The organism is Leifsonia sp. PARNA 1/14, from assembly GCF_055720965.1.
The window spans coordinates 72,383-89,025 of the sequence record NZ_JBVQSP010000003.1 but is presented as its reverse complement, the minus strand read 5'-3'; the positions used below and the strand labels follow the sequence as shown (position 1 = coordinate 89,025).

Below are 16,643 nucleotides of genomic sequence, written 5' to 3'. Positions count from 1 at the left end.
GTAACCGGGACCATGAACGGCAGGACGACGGGGACGAACCTCGACACGGTGCGACGGCACAACCTCGCCACCGTGCTGGGCATGGTGCACCGCAGCGGCCCCGTCGCCCGCTCGGCGCTCACCCAGGCGACCGGCCTCAACCGGTCGACGATCGGGGCGCTGGTGGCCGAGCTGGTCGAGCTGGGGCTCGTGCTCGAACGCGAACCGGAGACCAGCAACCGGGTAGGGAGGCCGTCTCCGGTGGTCGCCGCCGACGGCCGGGTCGTCGCTCTTGCGGTGAACCCCGAGATCGACGCGGTCACGGTCGGCGTCGTCGGTCTCGACGCCCAGGTGCACCGCCGGGTGCGGTATCCCACCGGGCACGTTCCGACCGCGCAGGAGGCCGCCGCGATCGCCTCCGCGGTGATCGACGGCCTGCGACCCGACCTGGCCTCGGCCTCCCGGGTCGTCGGCATCGGCGTCGCGGTGCCCGGCCTGGTGCGGGAGGACGACGGCGTCGTGCGCCTGGCCCCGCATCTGGAGTGGGCAGAGGAACCGTTCGCCGCGGAACTCGCGGCGGCGACCGGCTACCCGGTGCTCGCGGCCAACGACGCGCACCTGGGCGCGAACGCCGAGCGGCTGTTCGGCGCGGGCCAGGGCGCCGCCGACCTCGTCTACCTGAACGGTGGAGCCTCCGGCATCGGCGCCGGCGTGATCGTCGGGGGAGCGCCGCTGACCGGCATCAGCGGGTACGCGGGCGAACTCGGCCACACCCTGGTGAACTCCAACGGCGTGCGCTGCCACTGCGGCGCGATCGGCTGCCTGGAGACCGAGGTGAGTCAACGGGCGCTGCTGCGGGTGCTCGGGCTGGAGTCGGCCGACCCCGACGAGCTCGCGCGCGCTCTGGGCGGTGCGGTGGAGGCCGGCAACGCCGACGTGATCGCGGAGGTCGACCGGCAGCGGGGCTTCCTGGCGACCGCGCTGCGCAACGCCACCAACGTCTTCGACCCCGAGCGGATCGTGCTGGGAGGCTTCTTGGGCGCGCTGCACGAGCTCGCGCCCGAACGTCTCCCCGAGCTGGTGGCGGCCCAGGCGCTCGCCGCCTCCGCCGAGACCCTCACCATCACGCGCGCGGCCCTCGGCAGCGACATCCTCCTCATCGGCGCCGCCGAACTCGCCTTCACCCCGCTGCTCGCGTCCCCCTCCGCGCCGTAGCCCGCGCAGCGGCCCGGCAGGCGATGGCTCAGAGGGAGGCGGGTGCGTCTCCGAAGTCGGGGATGGGAAGGCGGGCGCCGTCCTGGAGGGCGGACTGGTGCGCGATGATCCCGGGAAGCGTGTAGCGGGCGGCCTGCCACGCGTTGACCGGCGGGAGGCTGCGGTCGTTCACCGCGCGCACGAAATCGTCGGCGAGGAAGTGGTGGCTGCCCTCGTGGCCGTTGCTCGCGTGGTCGAACTCGCGCGGCAGGCGCGCGCGATCGTGGATCGGCGCGCTGCCCGATGTGAAGGCGTCGCGGAGCGCGGGCGACACGTGGGCGAGCGACGGGTCGTCCGGCGAGAGGGTCGGCTTCGGCTGCAGGAGGTCCGTGATGTCGGTCACGCCCTCCTTGTCGGTGCGGTGCGACACGGTCGCCAGCTGTTCGAAGCTGCCCTCGGTGCCGAAGAATCGGAACCGCGACTCCCGGATGTGCGACGGATAGCCCACCCGGCGGAACTCGTTCGTGCGGAACGACCCGCCGCCCGCCACTTCGAACAGCGCGGTCGCGTTCGAGAAGTCATTGCCGAACATGCTCACCTCGCGGTCGAAGACGCCGTCGCCCCGGTCGTCGCTGACGCCGATCGCCGAGACGCTCACAGCGTGCGTGTCCCACGCGCCGAGGATGCCGCCGATCGAGTGCGTCGGGTAGAGCAGGGGCGGGTAGCTGGCCGTCGACTTCCATTCGTCGCCTCCGGAGTAGCGGTAGGCGTCGTAGAAGCCGAGGTCCATGTCGTGCACGTAGTCGCCCTCCGCGTAGAACACACGGCCGAACGCGCCCTCTGCGATCTGCGACCGCGCGTAGACGGTCGCCGGGTTGTAGTGGCTCGTCTCGCCCATCATGTAGGTGAGTCCGGTGCGGCGGACCGCGTCGATGATCGCGGCGATCTCGTCGGCGGCGATCGCCATCGGCACGGCGGAGTAGACGTGCTTGCCCGCCTCCAGAGCCCGGACGACCAGCGGGCCGTGCGTCCAGCGCTGCGTGAAGATCGCGACGGCGTCGACCCGCGAGTCGTCGAGGGCCGCCTCGAACGATGCGAGCGTGCCGTCGAGGCCGTAGTCCGCATTCAGCCGCTCTGCGCGGTCGGGTAGCAGGTCGGTGGCGTACACCGCGCTCACACCCGGGTGCAGCGCGAACAGCTTGGCGAACTGCCCGGCGAACTGGCCGGCGCCGACCATGGCGATGGAGAAGGTCATGTCACTCTCTTTCCGCGCGCACCCCGCGAAAACGGGGCAATGTGCACGTTCACATTAACACTGGAAATCCGATAGCATGTAGGTGCGCCTGCAATCGAATCGATTCGAACAGGCGATCTCTCGCACCATCTCCCAGCACCGCGCTCGCCGCGGTGCTGTCATTTTTGCGTCCAGCGCCGGGCGCGGCTCTCCCACATCCGCACTCCAGCAGAAGGACGTCTTCCTCGTGACCACCGTCGTGCATCCCGGCGACTCGCTCTCCGGCCGTCAGCGCCTGGCGTACATCCTCATCCTCGGCGCGCTCACCGCACTCGGGCCGTTCACGATCGACATGTACCTCCCGGCGCTCCCGACGCTCGAGTCGGACTTCGGCGTCTCGACCGCGATGATCCAGCTCACCTTGACGGCGACGACGATCGGCTTCGGCCTCGGCCAGTTGCTCGTCGGCCCGTGGTCCGACAAGGTCGGCCGCCGCATGCCGCTCATCGCGGCGACCGGAGTGCACATCCTCGCGTGTCTCGCCGCCGCGGTGGCGCCCAACGTCGAGCTGCTCGGTGCCGCGCGCGCCCTGATGGGAATCGGCGCGGCTGCCGGCGGAGTGGTCGCGATGGCCATGGTGCGCGACCTGTTCGGAGGCCGCCCGCTCGTGCGCATGCTCAGCAGGCTCGCCCTCGTCAACGGCCTCGCCCCGGTGCTCGCGCCCGTACTCGGATCGTGGCTGCTGCTGGTGATGCCGTGGCGGGGCATCTTCGTCGTGCTCGCGTGCTACGGCCTCTTCGTGATCGTGTGCGTCTCGCTCTGGATCACCGAGACCCTCCCGAAGGCGCGCCGGCACGACGCCGGCCACGCGACCGTCGGCCAGCGCTACCGGTCGGTGCTGAGCGACCGTGTGTTCGTCGGCATCGCGATCGTGGGAGCCGCGAACTTCACCGGCCTGTTCTCATACCTGTCGGCCAGCCCGTTCATCTTCCAGGGCCTCTACCAGTTCACCCCGCAGGAGTACGGCCTCCTGTTCGCGGTCAACTCCATCGGCATCATCATCGGCGTGCAGTCGGCGTCCCGGCTGACGAAGTACTTCGGCCCGCAGTGGATCCTGGCGGTCTCGACCATCGTGATGCTCGTGGCCTCCCTCGCCATCGTGGTGCTCGACCAGGCGCACGTCGGCATCTGGGGTGTCGCCGTTCCGCTGTGGTTCTTCATCGCGGCATGCGGGTTCGGGTTCCCCTGCGTGCAGGTGCTCGCGCTCAACAACCACGGCCACGAGGCCGGCACGGCGGCGAGCCTGCTCGGCGCGCTCAACTTCGGCGCTGCCGGTGTCTTCTCGCCGATCGTGGGGCTGCTCGGCACCAGCAGTGCGGCGCCGATGGGCGCGATGATGGCGATCTGCGCGACGGTCTCCATCGCCTCGCTGTGGCTGATCGTGCGGCCCCGGACGGTTCCCGAGCTCGCTCACTGAGCGGTTCCTTGGAGGGCTCCCGGTACGGTGAGTCCATGACGGGCGCCACTCCGAACGACCTCCACGCCGCCGCGCGCATCCAACGGAGGTGGCCGCTCGTCTCGGCGTCGGTCGCGGTCGCGCTGGTGATCCTCCTCGGTGCGATCATCGCCTTCCGTCCCGCCGAGCCGTTCGCGGTCGACCTGAAGTGGATGGCCGAGATCGTCGAGCACCGCTCGCCGGTGTGGACCGTGCCCGCGCTGTTCTTCAACTACGTGGGCGGCGGCATCCTGGGCTCGGTGGTCATCCCTGTGGTGATCTTCGCGCTGCTGCTCGCCTTCCACCGGCCGTGGGGTGCGGCTTTCTTCGGCATCGCGAGCGTCGTCTCGGTGATCTGCGTGCAGCTGCTCAAGCACACAGTGGGCCGCGAGCGTCCGTCCACGATCCTGATCCACGTGGACACCGGTTCATTCCCGTCGGGGCATACGGCCAACGCGGCGACCATGGTCGTCGTCTTCGCCATCCTCTTCCCGCGGGTGTGGGTGTGGTGCGCAGGCGCCGCGTGGGCGCTGCTGATGGCGTTCAGCCGCACGTATCTCGGAGCGCACTGGCTGAGCGACACCATCGGGGGCCTGCTCCTCGGCGCGGGGGTCGCCGTCATCGTGTGGGCGCCGCTCGCCTACCGGCTCGCGTCAGAGAGCAAACGGCCGCACCCGTTCCTCGGGTGGCACGCCGGCCTGGATTCTCCCGGTTCGCACTGAGGGGAAGCGCTCAGCCGACACCCGCGCGGAGGGCGAGACGCCCCACGCCGACAGCGATCGCCGGGTCGTCGCCGCTGCGCTCCGACCACGCGGCCGACAGCCCGGCCCAGGCGATCGCCCAGCGCAGCAGCCGCCGTTCGCCGATCCCCGTCTCCTCCGCGATGACGCTCACCGTGCGCTCGAGCCGTCCGGGCGCGAGGGCGACCTCCCGGCTGGGATTGCAGAGGATGTTGGCGAAGTCGAACGCCGGATCGCCGTGGATGTGCTTGGGGTCGATGGCGAGCCAGCCGTGCCCTCCGCTCCGGGCGTCGCCGAAGTCGAGGACGTTGCCGTGGTGGAGGTCGCCGTGCAGCACGACGTCGCCCGCCGAAGCCTCCAGCAGCGCCTCCGCCTCCTCCGCCGCGCGGGCGAACAATCCGTCATGGACCTCCGGATGCTCGACCGCGTGCTCGAAAAGCTCGCGGAACCAGCGCCGCAGCCCGACCAGCCCCTCCGGTCTCGGCACATCGTCGATGGCGTGGAGGCGCAGCACGACCCGGCACAGGATGCGCGTCGCCTCGTCGTCACCGGCCGCACCCGACGTCGCCAGGGCGACCAGGTCGCGGTCGCCGCTCGCGCGCTCGAGAACCAGCGCGTCGCCGTCGCCCGCGAGGACGGCTGCCGCGCCCCGGCCGGCCCACCAGCGCAGGACGCCCCCGCCCGCGGCCTCCTCTGCTTCGGTCGCCAGCTTGAGGAAGGCCGCGGCTCCGTTCAGCCGGACGGGCTGCAGCGCGCTCGACGGCGTCGAGAAGGCGGCGCCGTCGGCCGCCAGACCCCAGCGCCTCCGCCAGGGCGCCAGCAGCGCGTCCGCCTCCGCGTGATCCGCTCGGGCGACGTGGGAGGAACTCACCCTGGCATACTTTCACGGTGAGCACGATCCGTCCGTACCGACCGACCGACCGTGACGACGTCTACGACGTGTGCGTGCGGACGGGGGCTGCGGGGCAGGACGCGACCGGGCTGTACTCGGACGATGCGCTGCTGCCCGACATCTTCGCCGGCCCGTACGTCGCCTATCAACCCGATCTCGCGTTCGTCGTCGACACCGGCGAGCGCGTCGCCGGGTACGTCATCGGTGTCGCGGACGGCCGGGACTTCTCGCGCTGGTACGACGCCAACTGGCTGCCCGACTTCCGCCGGGCCCATCCGCTGGACGACGCCCCGAGCGCGCCCGAGCGCGAAGTGATCGGGTGGGGACTCGACTCGCGCGACAGCATCGTGCCCGAGATCGACAGCTATCCCGCCCACCTGCACATCGACCTCCTGCCCGAGCTGCAGGGGCAAGGGTTCGGTCGCCGGCTCATCCGGCGGATGCTGATCGCGCTGCACGAACGTGGTGTGCCCGGCGTGTTCCTGCGGGTGTCCGCCGCCAACACGTCCGCGCTGGGGTTCTACGGACGCCTCGGCTTCCACGAACTGCCGTCGAGCCGACCGGACTCACCGGTGCTCGGCATCGCGACCGACGCCGAGGTCTGATGGCCTCTACCGGAACCGCGGCAGCCGCTCGAACCAGTAGAGCAGCTCGGGCGATCTGCGACGCAGCTGGGTCATCGTCATGAAGTCTTCGGGGCGGGTCACCGGCCGGTCGAGCTCCTCCGCCACACGCTCCATGTCCTCCGCCGACCAAAACTGGCCGCGCATCCGCAGCAGCACGCGGCCGTCGTGGCCCGTGACGAAGAGCTGCGGAAGGGTATCGAGGGTGCTGCCGTCGTAAAGGCGCACCACGAGGATCGAGCGCACGTCGACCGGGCGGACGAGCAGGGTGCGACCGAAGAATCCGCGTTCGCGCACGCCGTCGGGACGCAGGGTGATCGTCGCGCTGAAGAATCCGTAGACGCCGACGATCGTCGCCAGCACGACGAGGATGTGCGCGCCGAGGACGAAGGTCCACTCGCCGTCCGGGATGGTGAGCCAGTACAGGACGGCGAAGACCGGGGTCGTCAGCGCGAGGACGGCTGTGAGGCCGCGCATGAAGAGATCACGATGCGGGCGCAGCACGACAGCCGGCGCCACGTCCGTCTCGAGTTCCGACCCCTGCTGCCTGCTCATCGAGACGAGCCTGACCGATTCCTCCCGTCGTCGGTAGCGGCATTTTGGGGGACACGGCGGGCGCGCTCGGCCAGCGTGCGTGCCCGGAGCGAGCGCACGCGGAACGCGGACAGGAGCGTGATGAGCACGCACACGGCGAACAGCACGATCGTGGCCGGATCGTGCATCGAGCGACCGATCAGCACGGTCACGACCGCGAGCACGACGGTGGCGCAGAGCTGGCTGAACATGCGACCGGTCATCCGACATATCTAACATGTGAACCTGGGTGGATACCGCCGCGGCGCGCTATCCCTCCGCGCCTGACGTCACGGTCGCCTCCGTGAGAGGCGCTCCTCCATCGCCCGCGCGGAACAGCGGGTCGGCCGTGTCGAACGGCACGTCCTCGCGGGAGGCCTCCACCGCCTCCATGCTCCGGGGCAGATCGAACGGGAGAGTGGCCCGGAACTCAGCACCGCCTGCGACGGCGTCGACGATCACCTGATCGCTCGCGCCGAAATGTCCGACGATGGTGGCTGCGAAGCGCGCGACCGAGGTCAGCACGGCGGGGCGTTCGAGGTACACGACCAGGATCACCGGGACCCGGGAGGCGAGCTCCCGGAGATGAGCGACCGTCCCCTCTGGGAATTCGAGGGTGCCGGTGCGGAAGAAGTCGCCCAGCGGACTCGACGGGTCGGACTGCCAGGGCGAGTCCAGCTGCACGAGCGCCACGTCCGCTTCGCCTGGCGAGTCGACGGGCACGAACTCGTGTTCGGTCCGCGACAGGTCCAGGCCCTCCGCGTACACGCGGGTGAGTGGCGTCAACGGCAGCAGGCCCGGCTTCTCGCCGCCGAGGAAGACCATCGCGTCGGCCTGAGCGCGCGTGCCTTTTGCCGCCAGGTCGGGATCGGAGCCGACCGCTCTGGCGTTGTCGAGGTCGACGTATCGCTGCTCGAACAGCCCCAGCCGGAACTTCTCGAGCAGGAGGCGCTCGACGGACTCGTCGATGCGGTCCTCGGAGACGAGTCCGTCCCGGACGACCCGGGTCAGCTCAGTCGTGAGCGTGTCGCCGCCGAACTGGTCGATGCCGTTCGTCAGCGCGATCCGGAGCCGTTCGTCGATGGTGAGGTGCTCGACCCCGTAGGCGTTCGGGCCGAACAGCTTGCCCTCGATCGTGGCGGTTCCGATGACGTTCCAGTCGCTCATCACAATGCCCTCGTAGCCCAGCCGGCCGCGCAGCAGGTCGCGCACAACCGGAGTGTTGAACGCGAAGCCCACCTCCTCCCAGTCGGTCCCGAGTGGGCGCCCGTAGTACGTCATGACCTGGGTCACACCGTCCGCGATGGCGTCGACGAACGGCAGGAGGTGCAGTTCCTGCATGCCGCCCGGGTACACCTGGTCGGGGAAGCGGGAGTCCACGGCGTCGTTGCCGTCCTTCTGCGGGCCTCCGCCCGGGAAGTGCTTGAGGACGGCCGCGACGCTGTCGTCACCCAGCCGCGGGCCTCCGCGAAGGCCCGCGATGAACGCCCGCGTCAGCTCGGTCACGACGCGGACATCCTCCCCGAACGTTCCGAACCCGCGCGTCCAGCGCGGCTCTGTGTAGAGATCCGCCATGGGCCCCAGGTAGACGCGGATGCCCATCGCGAGGAACTCCCGCCGGATGGTGTCGGCGAATTCGCGTGCCCGCGCGGGGTCGCCGATGGCGCCGAGTCCCGTGGGCTCCGGCCACTTCGAGAGCTCGTCGATGGTCTGTCCGGTGAAGGGCGTGCTGCGGTAACCATTGCGAGGGTCGGACGAGAATGTGATCGGGATGCCGAGGCGGGTCTCGGCCGCCCATTCCTGGAGGCGGTTGGTCCAGGCGGCGACCTCGATCGCGCTGGTGCCGTTGAGCACGTTGAAGTGAGAGATGAGCTTGTCCGATACGTCGCCGCGTGCGATCTCCGCGGCGCGTTCGTCGCTGAATCCGATGGACGACGGCAATTCCGACTGCGGGTGGAACAGCAGCCCGGCCTTCTCCTCCAGGGTCATCCGCGGGATCAGGTCGGCGGTGCGTCGTTCCGGCGTCAGGGCGCGGTCGAGGTAGTCAGGGGTGGTCATGGTGATCACTTTCCAGGTGGGGCGGACGGGGTCCGGCGCGAGAGGGTCGGGGTCGGCGAGGGTTCAGGCGACGCGTTCGCCGGCGAACACGTGGAGGCCTTCGGGAGCGATGGCGAAGCGAATGCTCTGACCTTCGGTGAACCGCTCCGCGTCGTGCGAGAGCAGCGTGGCGGGGACGCGCACTCCACGGGCGTCGACTTCGGCGCGGGCGAGCGGGCCGAAGAAGTCCAGCGCGCGCACCACTCCGTCGAACTCGTTGACCGATCCGCTTTCGCCGGGCAGGAGCAGACGGACGCTCTCCGCCATCACGAGCACGTCGACGCGGTCGCCCTCGATGTGGTCGCTCTGGCCGGTGTGGAGGGAGAGCGGGCCGACCTCCACGGTGGCCGACGGGCCGGTGCCGTGCACGACGCCGGTGCCGAGCAGCTGACCCCCGAGGAACTGCGCCACGAACCGGTTGCCCGGGGTGCGGTACATCGACTCGGGGCTGTCGTTCTGTTGCACGACGCCGTGGTCGAGCATCATCACCTGGTCGCCGAGGTCCATCGCCTCCTCCTGGTCGTGCGTCACCATGATCGTGGTGAGGCCGGTCTCCTGGTGGATGCGCTTGAGCTCGCGCTGCATTTCGCCGCGGATCTTCTTGTCCAGTGCCGAGAGCGGCTCGTCGAGCAGGAGCAGGTCGGGTGAGGTCACCAGTGCGCGGGCGAGGGCGACGCGCTGCTGCTGGCCTCCGGAGAGTTGCGCCGGCGAGCGGCCGCCGAAGTCGCCGAGGCCGACCAGGGCCAGCATCTCCTCGGCCTTCTTTTTCGCGGCAGACCGCGGGGTGCGGCGGGCGCGGAGGCCGTACATCACGTTCGACAGCACGCTCAGGTGCGGGAACAGCGCGTAGTTCTGGAAGACGAACCCGATGTTGCGCTTCTCGACCGAGAGCCGGGTGATGTCGCGCGAACCGACGCGGATGGCGCCCTCGTCGGGCTCCTCCAGGCCGGCGATGATGCGCAGCAGGGTGGACTTGCCGGATCCGGAGGATCCGAGCATGCAGCAGAACCGGCCGTCGCCGACGGTGAGGTCCAGCGGTTCGAGGACGCGCGTGCCGTTGAAGGTCTTGGAGACGCGCGAGACGGTGAGCTCGGCCATCAGTTTCCTTTGTTCGTGGAGGTGGTGAAGAGCTTGGCGGCGTTGCCGGACAGCCAGTTGAGCACGACCACCAGCAGCACCGTGGAGAGGATGATGATCGTGGCGAGCGCGTCCACGTCGGGGGTCACGCCGAACCGGACCATCGAGTAGATCTGCACCGGCAGCGTCGAGAGCCCGATCGGGGCGAGGAAGAGCTGGATCGCGAAGTTGTTGAACGTCACGACGAACGAGAGCATCGCCCCGGCGACGATCGAGGGAGCGATCAGCGGGATCGTCACCGTGAGGAACGTGCGCACCGGTCCGGCGCCCAGGGAGTGGGCGGCCTCCGCGTAGTTCGGGTTCAGCTCACGCAGCCTCCCGGACACCAGGAGGACGACGAACGGGAGGGAGGTCACGATCGACGCCAGGATCAGGCCGACCGAGCTGGATCCGAGCCCGAACCATGCGAACACGATCACGAACCCGGCGGCGAGGATCACCGCGGGCACGGTCAGCAGGGCCAGCAGGATGCTGTTGATCGGTGCCGTGATGTAGACCTTCGCCCGCGACATGCCGAGCGAGAGCAGCGTGCCGACGATCACCGCGAAGATGGTCGCTTGCGTCGCCAGGTTCAGGCTCGTCTCGAGCGCGCCGATCAGTGCGGTGTCGTTCCCGAGCGACGCGTACCAGTCGAGAGTGAAGTGGAACGGAAGGGTTCCGTAGCGGGACCGGTTGAGGCTCAACGCCAGCATGCTCAGCAGTGGCAGTGCCAGGATGACGAGCACCACGTAGAGCCAGATCTTCATCAGGCGGGGCAATACAGCGTTCTTCAACGGAGCACCCCCTGAGCGGTGAGCGCGTCGTCGCCGGGGACGACGGCGTCGGAGACGGCCGGAGGAGCCGCTATCGGCTTCGCCCTCGTGTTCGCCTTCGCGCCGGGGGACGCCGAGACGCCGGACAGGGCGCGGCGCGACCAGGTGAGCAGGCCGGTCACTCCGCCAACGATCGCCAGGGAGGTCACCAGCAGCACCAGCGACATCGCCACCGCGAACTGCTGGTGCACGCCGGATTGCAGCTGAGTGGCCAGTGCGTTGCCGAGCATCTGTCCGTTCGGGCCGCCCAGGATCGTCGGCTCGGCGAACGCGCCGACGGTCTGCACGAAGGTGAGCGCGAAGTTCACACCGATCATCGCGGTCGACAGCGGCCAGATCACCCGGGTGAACACGAAGCCCTTGCTCGCGCCGAGGGTGCGGGAGGCCTCTAGCACCGAGCCGTTGATCTGCTCGGAGGCCGAGTACATCACCAGGATCGCGGTGGGGATCGACTCCTGCACCAGCATCAGGATGTTGGCAGCCGGCGTATACATGATCGACGCCTGCGGACCGGCCACGCCGATCGCCGACAGCAGCGACATCACCGGTCCGCCGGCCTGGATGAGGCTGACGAACCCGTAGATCAGCAGCAGCTGCGACGTGATGTACGGGATGATGACGAAGCCCAGGATCAGCGGCTTCGCCTTCGGGCTCGTGTAGCGGGCGAGCGCCCACGCGGCCGGCCAGGCGAGCGCGATGCTGAGCACGGTCACGCAGAACGCGATCAGCAGGGTACGGCCCAGCAGCGACATGTACACCGCGCTGCCCAGCATCTGCGCGAAGTTCGCAGCGGTGAACGAGCCGCTGTCGGAGGTGAAGCCGATCACGATGATGGCCGCGAGGGGCAGTACCGCGAACAGCAGCAGCAGGAGGCCGGCGGGGGTGAGCAGGAAAGCCGCGCCGGCCGTCCCTCTGGGCCGCCGAGGGCGGCGGCCCGAGGATAGCGGAGCAGTGCTCATCAGGATCCCGCCTTGACCTGGGTCCAGGCATCGACCCACGACTGGAGGCGCGCGGCGGGCTGGGGGAGCTGCAGCGCGAGGCTGGAGATCTTGTCGGGGTTCGCCTGCAGCCGGGCCAACGTCGTTTGGGGCAGGGCGTCCACGACGCTCTTGTTCGCCGGGGCTGGCGAGGAGTCGGCCTGAGTGTTCGCCCACTTCGTGAGGAACGCGGGACTCGTCATGTAGTTGAGCCACTTGTACGCGAGATCGAGGTGCTGCGTCTTGGCCGCGATCGCCCAGTTGTCGATCCAGCCGATCGCGCCCTCCTTCGGAATCTCGTATTTGAAGCTTGCCGTGCCCGTCGCCTTGCTCGCGATCAGGCTGCCGAGGCTCCCGGAGTCGCCTGTGCCGGCGACGATGGAGCCGCTCGCGATCGCCTTCGCCAGGTCGTCGGTCGACGAGTACAGCAGCTTCGCGTTGTCCTTCAGCTTCTGGAGGGCCGGGGTCACCTTGGTCATGTCGGGGTTCTGCGGGTCCTCACCGAGGTAGAGCGCGGTGAGCGGGATCAGTACAGTCGGGTCGTCGAAGAGGGCGATCCGGCCCTTGTACTTCGGATCCCAGAGGACGCTGAGCGAGTCGGTGGGCGGCGAGATCTTCGCACTGTCGTAGAAGACTCCCGAGCTGCCCCATGTCCACGGGATGCCGTAGAGCTCGCCGGCCTTGCGGATCTCCTTGCGGGAGGAGAACGCGGGGTAGATGTCCGGGTAGTTCGTCAGCTTGGAGGTGTCGAGCGAGTGGAGGATGCCGGAGTCGATCCCCTGGCCGATGTACTGGATGTTCGGCAGCACGACGTCGACAGCGCCGTTCGCTTTGTTCACCACCTGGAGAGCGCTCGCCTCCGAGTCGATGTACTGGTACTTGACGGTCGCGCCCGTCTCTTTCTTGAACGCCGCGGCGACCCAGGGCAGGTCGGCTCCGTAGCCCTTCCAGGTCGCGACGGTGAGGGTGTCGCCGCTGCTGGCGGTGCTCGGCGTCAGCGAGCAGCCGGTCAGGCCGACCGCGACGGCTGCCGCTCCCGCCAGGACGGTGACGAGCATCGTCCTGGGCCGGCGCCGGCGCCCGCTGGTGCTGCGTGGTCGGTTCACGTCGTGTCTCCTTGATCTTCGTTGACGTATGGAGGTCCACCGGATGCATGGTGGGAACTCATCTCCGGATTCGATACCGGTAACGTTTCCGGTGGCGTTACCGGTAAGATAATCTCTGAACACCGGAGATGTCAAGCGATGATTGCCGGACAGTGGACGAGGGGGTGGACGATGGCTCGCAGGGTGACGCTCGCCGACGTCTCGAAAGAAGCCGGCGTCGGGATCGCGACCGTCTCTCGCGCACTCGCACCGCAGGACCATCCCGACGTGAGCGCTGACACGCGTTCCCGGATCCGGGCGGTGGCGGACCGGCTCGGTTATCGCCCATCCGTCACGGCCCGGGCGTTGCGGACCTCCGACTACCGCGCGGTGAGCATCCTGGTTCCGGAGGGGGTCTGGGGATGGTGGGATCCCGCGGTGCGCAGCGCGACGGCCGCGGCCGATGCGTTCGGCTACCGGGTCCTCGTGCAGCCGTTCGGCTTCGCAGAGCGGCCTCGGGCAGACGGGCCGCCCACGCTCCCGTATGCAGGACCGTCCACGGCCGCCTCGATCGTGGCGAGCCTGGTCGAGGTGCCGACCGAGGGACTGCTGATCTTCGGGTCGGCGGACGACGCTGGAGTGGCGGAGGCGGCGCACCGGCTCCGTCTGCCGATCGTGTCGCTGGACGACGTCGCGGAGAACCTGCTGATCCCGGCGATCGTGACGGACAGCAGGCTGGGGGCCCGGCAGGGCGTCGAGCACCTCATCGGCCTGGGCCGCCGGAGGATCGCCTACGTCGGAAGCGATTACAGCGCCTTCTACGTCGCAGAGCGCAGGCAGGGCTACCGCGACGCGCTCGCCGACGCCGGCATCCCCTACCGCGATGAGCTCGTGGTCGCTTGCGCTGACACGATCGACGAGTCGCAGCGCACCTATCGCGAGTTCGATCGCTTCCTCGAGACCGAGTCGGACATCGATGCGATCTTCTGCGAGGCGGACGAGATCGCGGCTCCCGTGCTGCGCTCCCTGCGCGCCGCCGGTCGGAGCGTCCCGATGGAGATCTCCGTGGTCGGATTCGACGACGAACGGGCCGCCCTCATCGTCGACCCGCCGTTGACCACCGTTCGCCAGCCCTACGAGGAGCTGGGCCGCCGGGCCCTCGACGCGCTGCTCAAGCTGATCGCGGGCGAGCCGATCCCGCTGGGCCGCGAGCTTCTGCCGCCGCGACTCGTCGTCCGCGACTCGACCGCGCCGCTACGACCGCAACGCTGAGCTCGTCGCCGCCGATGGGGCGGATCGCTCGCCTTCACCCGACGGACCGCTCGGATTGTGCGATGCTATCAACGTTGTAAATCCGTTCGCGGAAGAGTGTGGAACAAGGAGGTGTCATGGTCGCGACGCTGAAGGATGTCGCCGGGGCGGCGGGCGTCTCGGTGAAGACGGTCTCCAATGTCGTCAACGGCTACGACTTCGTGAAGGCGGCGACGCGCGAGAAGGTGCTGACCGCGATCGAGGAGCTGGGCTACCAGCCGAACCTGGCGGCACGCAACCTGCGCGCCGGCCGGACGGGCGTTATCGGTCTGGCCGTTCCGTCGCTCAGCTTCAGCTACTTCGCCGAGCTGGCCGATGCGGTGCTGGAGGCCTCCCGGCGGCTCGGATTCGTCACGCTGATCGAGCAGACCGGCGGCGACCGGGAGGCCGAACTGGAGCTGCTGCGCGGATCCCGGCTGTCGATGCTCGACGGCCTGATGTTCTCGCCGCTGGGGATGTCGATGGACGACGTGCAGGCCTTGAACGTCGACTACCCGCTCGTCCTCCTGGGCGAGCGGATCTTCGGGGGACCGACCGATCACGTCGTCATGCAGAACGTGGAGGGCGGGTATGCGGCGACGGAGCATCTCATCGGCTCCGGCCGCACGCGCATCGCGGTGCTCGGTGCGCACGTGGCCGAGCGCGTGGGGTCCGCTTCGCTCCGCCTGCAGGGCTACCACGCCGCGCTGAAGGATCACGGCCTCGATCTCGGCGACGAGCTGGTCGTGTTCCGAGAGGGCTGGCACCGCACCGACGGCGCGGCGGCGACGCAGGAGCTCCTGGACTCGGGAGTCTCGTTCGACGCGATCTTCGCCCTCAACGACGAGCTCGCGCTTGGCGCGCTTCGCGTGCTCAACCAGGAGGGAGTGCGAGTACCGGAGGACGTCTCCGTGATCGGCTTCGACAACCTCATCGAGGGCCAGTTCGCGATGCCGAGTCTCAGCACCATCGACCCGGGGCGTTCGAGCATCGCCGAACGCGCGGTCGCGGCGCTGATCGAGCGCATCGGCGACCGCAACGGGGACGTCGGAGCGCCTCGCGTGATCGAGGTCCCGTTCACCACGGTCGTGCGCGAATCGTCCCGCGCCAATGCCTCGGTACCGACCGCGTAACGGCGATTGACATCCTGAAACAGATGCTCCTATAATCCGATACAACGTTGGAAATGCAACGTTGTAAAAATGTGATCGACCCGGAGTCGGTCAACGTCGAGAGGCATTCAATGAAGAAACTCATCGCAGCCGTCGCGCTCGCGGCCGGTGCGGCCGTCGTGCTCGCGGGCTGCTCCGGAACCGGTGCGGCATCCTCCACCGGCCACGTCGATCTCACGTTCTGGCACGGGTACACCGAAGCCGACGGCAAGGTCCTCGACACCATCGTGGACGACTTCAACAAGTCGCAGAAGAACATCACGATCACCACCACCACCAAGACCTGGGGCGTCATCGGCGACACTCTGCTCCCCGCACTCTCCGCGAAGAAGGGGCCCGACATCGTCGCCGTGCCCGCTGAGACCCTTCCGGTCTACGCGACCAAGGGCGCGTTCGCGAAACTCGACGACTTCTACGCCGGTGACGTCAAGAACGCCAACCTGAACCCGCGCGCGGTCGAGATGGAGAAGGTGAACGGCGCCTACTACGGCGTCCCGACCGGCTTCGTCCCGCTCTCGGTGATCTACAACAAGACGCTGTTCGAGAAGGCCGGCATCACCACGTTCCCGACGACCTGGGACGAGTGGGTCGCCGATGCCAAGAAGCTCACCGATCCCTCCACAGGTCAGTACGGCCTCGCCCTCCCGGATCACGCCACGGTCGGCAACGGCGTCTGGGCCAGCCTCTTCTACGGCAACGGAGGCGAGATCGTGAACGGCTCGAAGTCGGCGGTGGACTCGAAGGCCAACCAGGAGACGCTGAGCTACTGGTCGAAGGCTGTGATCGACGACAAGATCTCGCCCACCGGACTCGACGGCGTCGCCTCCGACAAGCTGTTCTCCTCGGGCAAGGCGGCCATGGAGATCGGCGGCCCGTGGATGGCCGGCGTCGCCGAGGCGAACAAGATCGACTACGGCATCGCAGGCATCCCCGCCGGTCCGAAGGCCTCCGCCTCGTCGGCCATCGGCATCTCCGCCGCGGTCACAGCTCAGGCCGACCCGGCCAAGCAGGCCGCCGCGAAGAAGTTCTTCGACTACTTCTTCACCAAGGAGGTCGCCACGAAGTGGTCGCTCGGCTCCGGCTGGCCGCCGCTGCGCACCGACATCCCGTCCTCGGCGGTGTCGGCCAACCCCGTCGTGGAGGCGCTGACGAAGATCGCCGGTGATGCCCGGCCGCTGCTGCCCGGCGTCGCGAACAGCACCGATGTGCTCGCCGCGGTCGACGAAGCGACCCAGAAGGCGCTCACCGGTGGAGACCCCGCCCAGCTGCTGAAGGACGCCTCCGCCAAGGTTCAGCAAGCGCTCGCCAAGTGATCGACCGGCGGGCCGCCGGCGACCCCACGC

16 protein-coding genes are annotated in these 16,643 nt (G+C 69.0%); 7 read left to right on the top strand and 9 right to left on the bottom strand.

What is annotated here, in order from left to right; all coding sequences use genetic code 11:
* Positions 1-12 precede the first annotated feature (12 nt).
* Positions 13-1,194 (top strand): ROK family transcriptional regulator, encoded by a 1,182-nt coding sequence (locus AC0HS0_RS09915; protein ID WP_472963662.1) that lies wholly within the window; start codon positions 13-15, stop codon positions 1,192-1,194.
* 28 nt (positions 1,195-1,222) lie between these two features.
* Here the strand turns inward: AC0HS0_RS09915 and AC0HS0_RS09910 are convergent, their stop codons facing one another.
* Positions 1,223-2,428, bottom strand: a complete 1,206-nt coding sequence (locus tag AC0HS0_RS09910; protein ID WP_472963661.1) for a Gfo/Idh/MocA family protein — start codon at positions 2,426-2,428, stop codon at positions 1,223-1,225.
* A 226-nt stretch (positions 2,429-2,654) separates the two neighbouring features.
* Here AC0HS0_RS09910 and AC0HS0_RS09905 point away from each other — a divergent pair, with 226 nt between their 5' ends.
* Together AC0HS0_RS09905 and AC0HS0_RS09900 are read left to right on the top strand one after the other, a co-directional pair.
* A complete protein-coding gene (locus AC0HS0_RS09905) occupies positions 2,655-3,884 on the top strand; it encodes a multidrug effflux MFS transporter (RefSeq protein WP_472963659.1) in 1,230 nt (409 codons plus the stop codon).
* A gap of 35 nt (positions 3,885-3,919) precedes the next feature.
* Positions 3,920-4,624 (top strand): phosphatase PAP2 family protein, encoded by a 705-nt coding sequence (locus tag AC0HS0_RS09900; RefSeq protein ID WP_472963658.1) that lies wholly within the window; start codon positions 3,920-3,922, stop codon positions 4,622-4,624.
* A 10-nt stretch (positions 4,625-4,634) separates the two neighbouring features.
* On the opposite strand, the gene AC0HS0_RS09895 is transcribed toward AC0HS0_RS09900, so the two are convergent.
* Entirely contained in the window at positions 4,635-5,513 is an 879-nt protein-coding gene (locus AC0HS0_RS09895) for an aminoglycoside phosphotransferase family protein (RefSeq protein WP_472963657.1), read from the bottom strand.
* Between the two features lie 17 nt (positions 5,514-5,530).
* On the opposite strand from AC0HS0_RS09895, the gene AC0HS0_RS09890 reads away from it, so the two are divergent.
* On the top strand, positions 5,531-6,139 hold the full coding sequence (locus AC0HS0_RS09890) for a GNAT family N-acetyltransferase (RefSeq protein ID WP_472963655.1): 609 nt from the start codon (positions 5,531-5,533) through the stop codon (positions 6,137-6,139).
* Between the two features lie 6 nt (positions 6,140-6,145).
* Here the strand turns inward: AC0HS0_RS09890 and AC0HS0_RS09885 are convergent, their stop codons facing one another.
* From AC0HS0_RS09885 to AC0HS0_RS09855, 7 genes are all read right to left on the bottom strand, one after another.
* A complete protein-coding gene (locus AC0HS0_RS09885) occupies positions 6,146-6,712 on the bottom strand; it encodes a hypothetical protein (RefSeq protein WP_472963653.1) in 567 nt (188 codons plus the stop codon).
* Positions 6,709-6,954: a hypothetical protein gene (locus tag AC0HS0_RS09880; RefSeq protein WP_472963651.1), complete on the bottom strand. Its 246-nt coding sequence runs from the start codon at positions 6,952-6,954 to the stop codon at positions 6,709-6,711. Before AC0HS0_RS09880 ends, AC0HS0_RS09885 begins: the two co-directional genes overlap by 4 nt.
* 46 nt (positions 6,955-7,000) lie before the next feature.
* Positions 7,001-8,788, bottom strand: a complete 1,788-nt coding sequence (locus AC0HS0_RS09875) for a glycoside hydrolase family 3 protein (RefSeq protein ID WP_472963649.1) — start codon at positions 8,786-8,788, stop codon at positions 7,001-7,003.
* Positions 8,789-8,851: 63 nt separating this feature from the next.
* A complete protein-coding gene (locus tag AC0HS0_RS09870) occupies positions 8,852-9,925 on the bottom strand; it encodes an ABC transporter ATP-binding protein (protein ID WP_472963648.1) in 1,074 nt (357 codons plus the stop codon).
* Entirely contained in the window at positions 9,925-10,710 is a 786-nt protein-coding gene (locus AC0HS0_RS09865; protein WP_472963645.1) for an ABC transporter permease, read from the bottom strand. Before AC0HS0_RS09865 ends, AC0HS0_RS09870 begins: the two co-directional genes overlap by 1 nt.
* Positions 10,711-10,733: 23 nt before the next feature.
* Positions 10,734-11,735, bottom strand: coding sequence for an ABC transporter permease (locus AC0HS0_RS09860; protein ID WP_472963644.1), 1,002 nt, complete (start codon positions 11,733-11,735; stop codon positions 10,734-10,736).
* Positions 11,735-12,859: an ABC transporter substrate-binding protein gene (locus tag AC0HS0_RS09855; RefSeq protein ID WP_472963643.1), complete on the bottom strand. Its 1,125-nt coding sequence runs from the start codon at positions 12,857-12,859 to the stop codon at positions 11,735-11,737. The genes AC0HS0_RS09860 and AC0HS0_RS09855 overlap by 1 nt, the downstream gene beginning before the upstream one ends.
* Positions 12,860-13,030: 171 nt before the next feature.
* Between AC0HS0_RS09855 and AC0HS0_RS09850 the strand changes: the two genes are divergently transcribed.
* From AC0HS0_RS09850 to AC0HS0_RS09840, 3 genes are all read left to right on the top strand, one after another.
* Complete coding sequence (locus AC0HS0_RS09850) at positions 13,031-14,110, top strand: LacI family DNA-binding transcriptional regulator (protein WP_472963641.1); 1,080 nt, start codon at positions 13,031-13,033, stop codon at positions 14,108-14,110.
* A 116-nt stretch (positions 14,111-14,226) separates the two neighbouring features.
* On the top strand, positions 14,227-15,261 hold the full coding sequence (locus AC0HS0_RS09845) for a LacI family DNA-binding transcriptional regulator (RefSeq protein ID WP_472963639.1): 1,035 nt from the start codon (positions 14,227-14,229) through the stop codon (positions 15,259-15,261).
* A gap of 110 nt (positions 15,262-15,371) precedes the next feature.
* Positions 15,372-16,613 carry an ABC transporter substrate-binding protein gene (locus tag AC0HS0_RS09840; protein WP_472963637.1) on the top strand — a complete coding sequence of 414 codons (1,242 nt, stop codon included), beginning with the start codon at positions 15,372-15,374 and terminating at the stop codon, positions 16,611-16,613.
* The last annotated feature ends 30 nt before the right edge of the window (positions 16,614-16,643 follow it).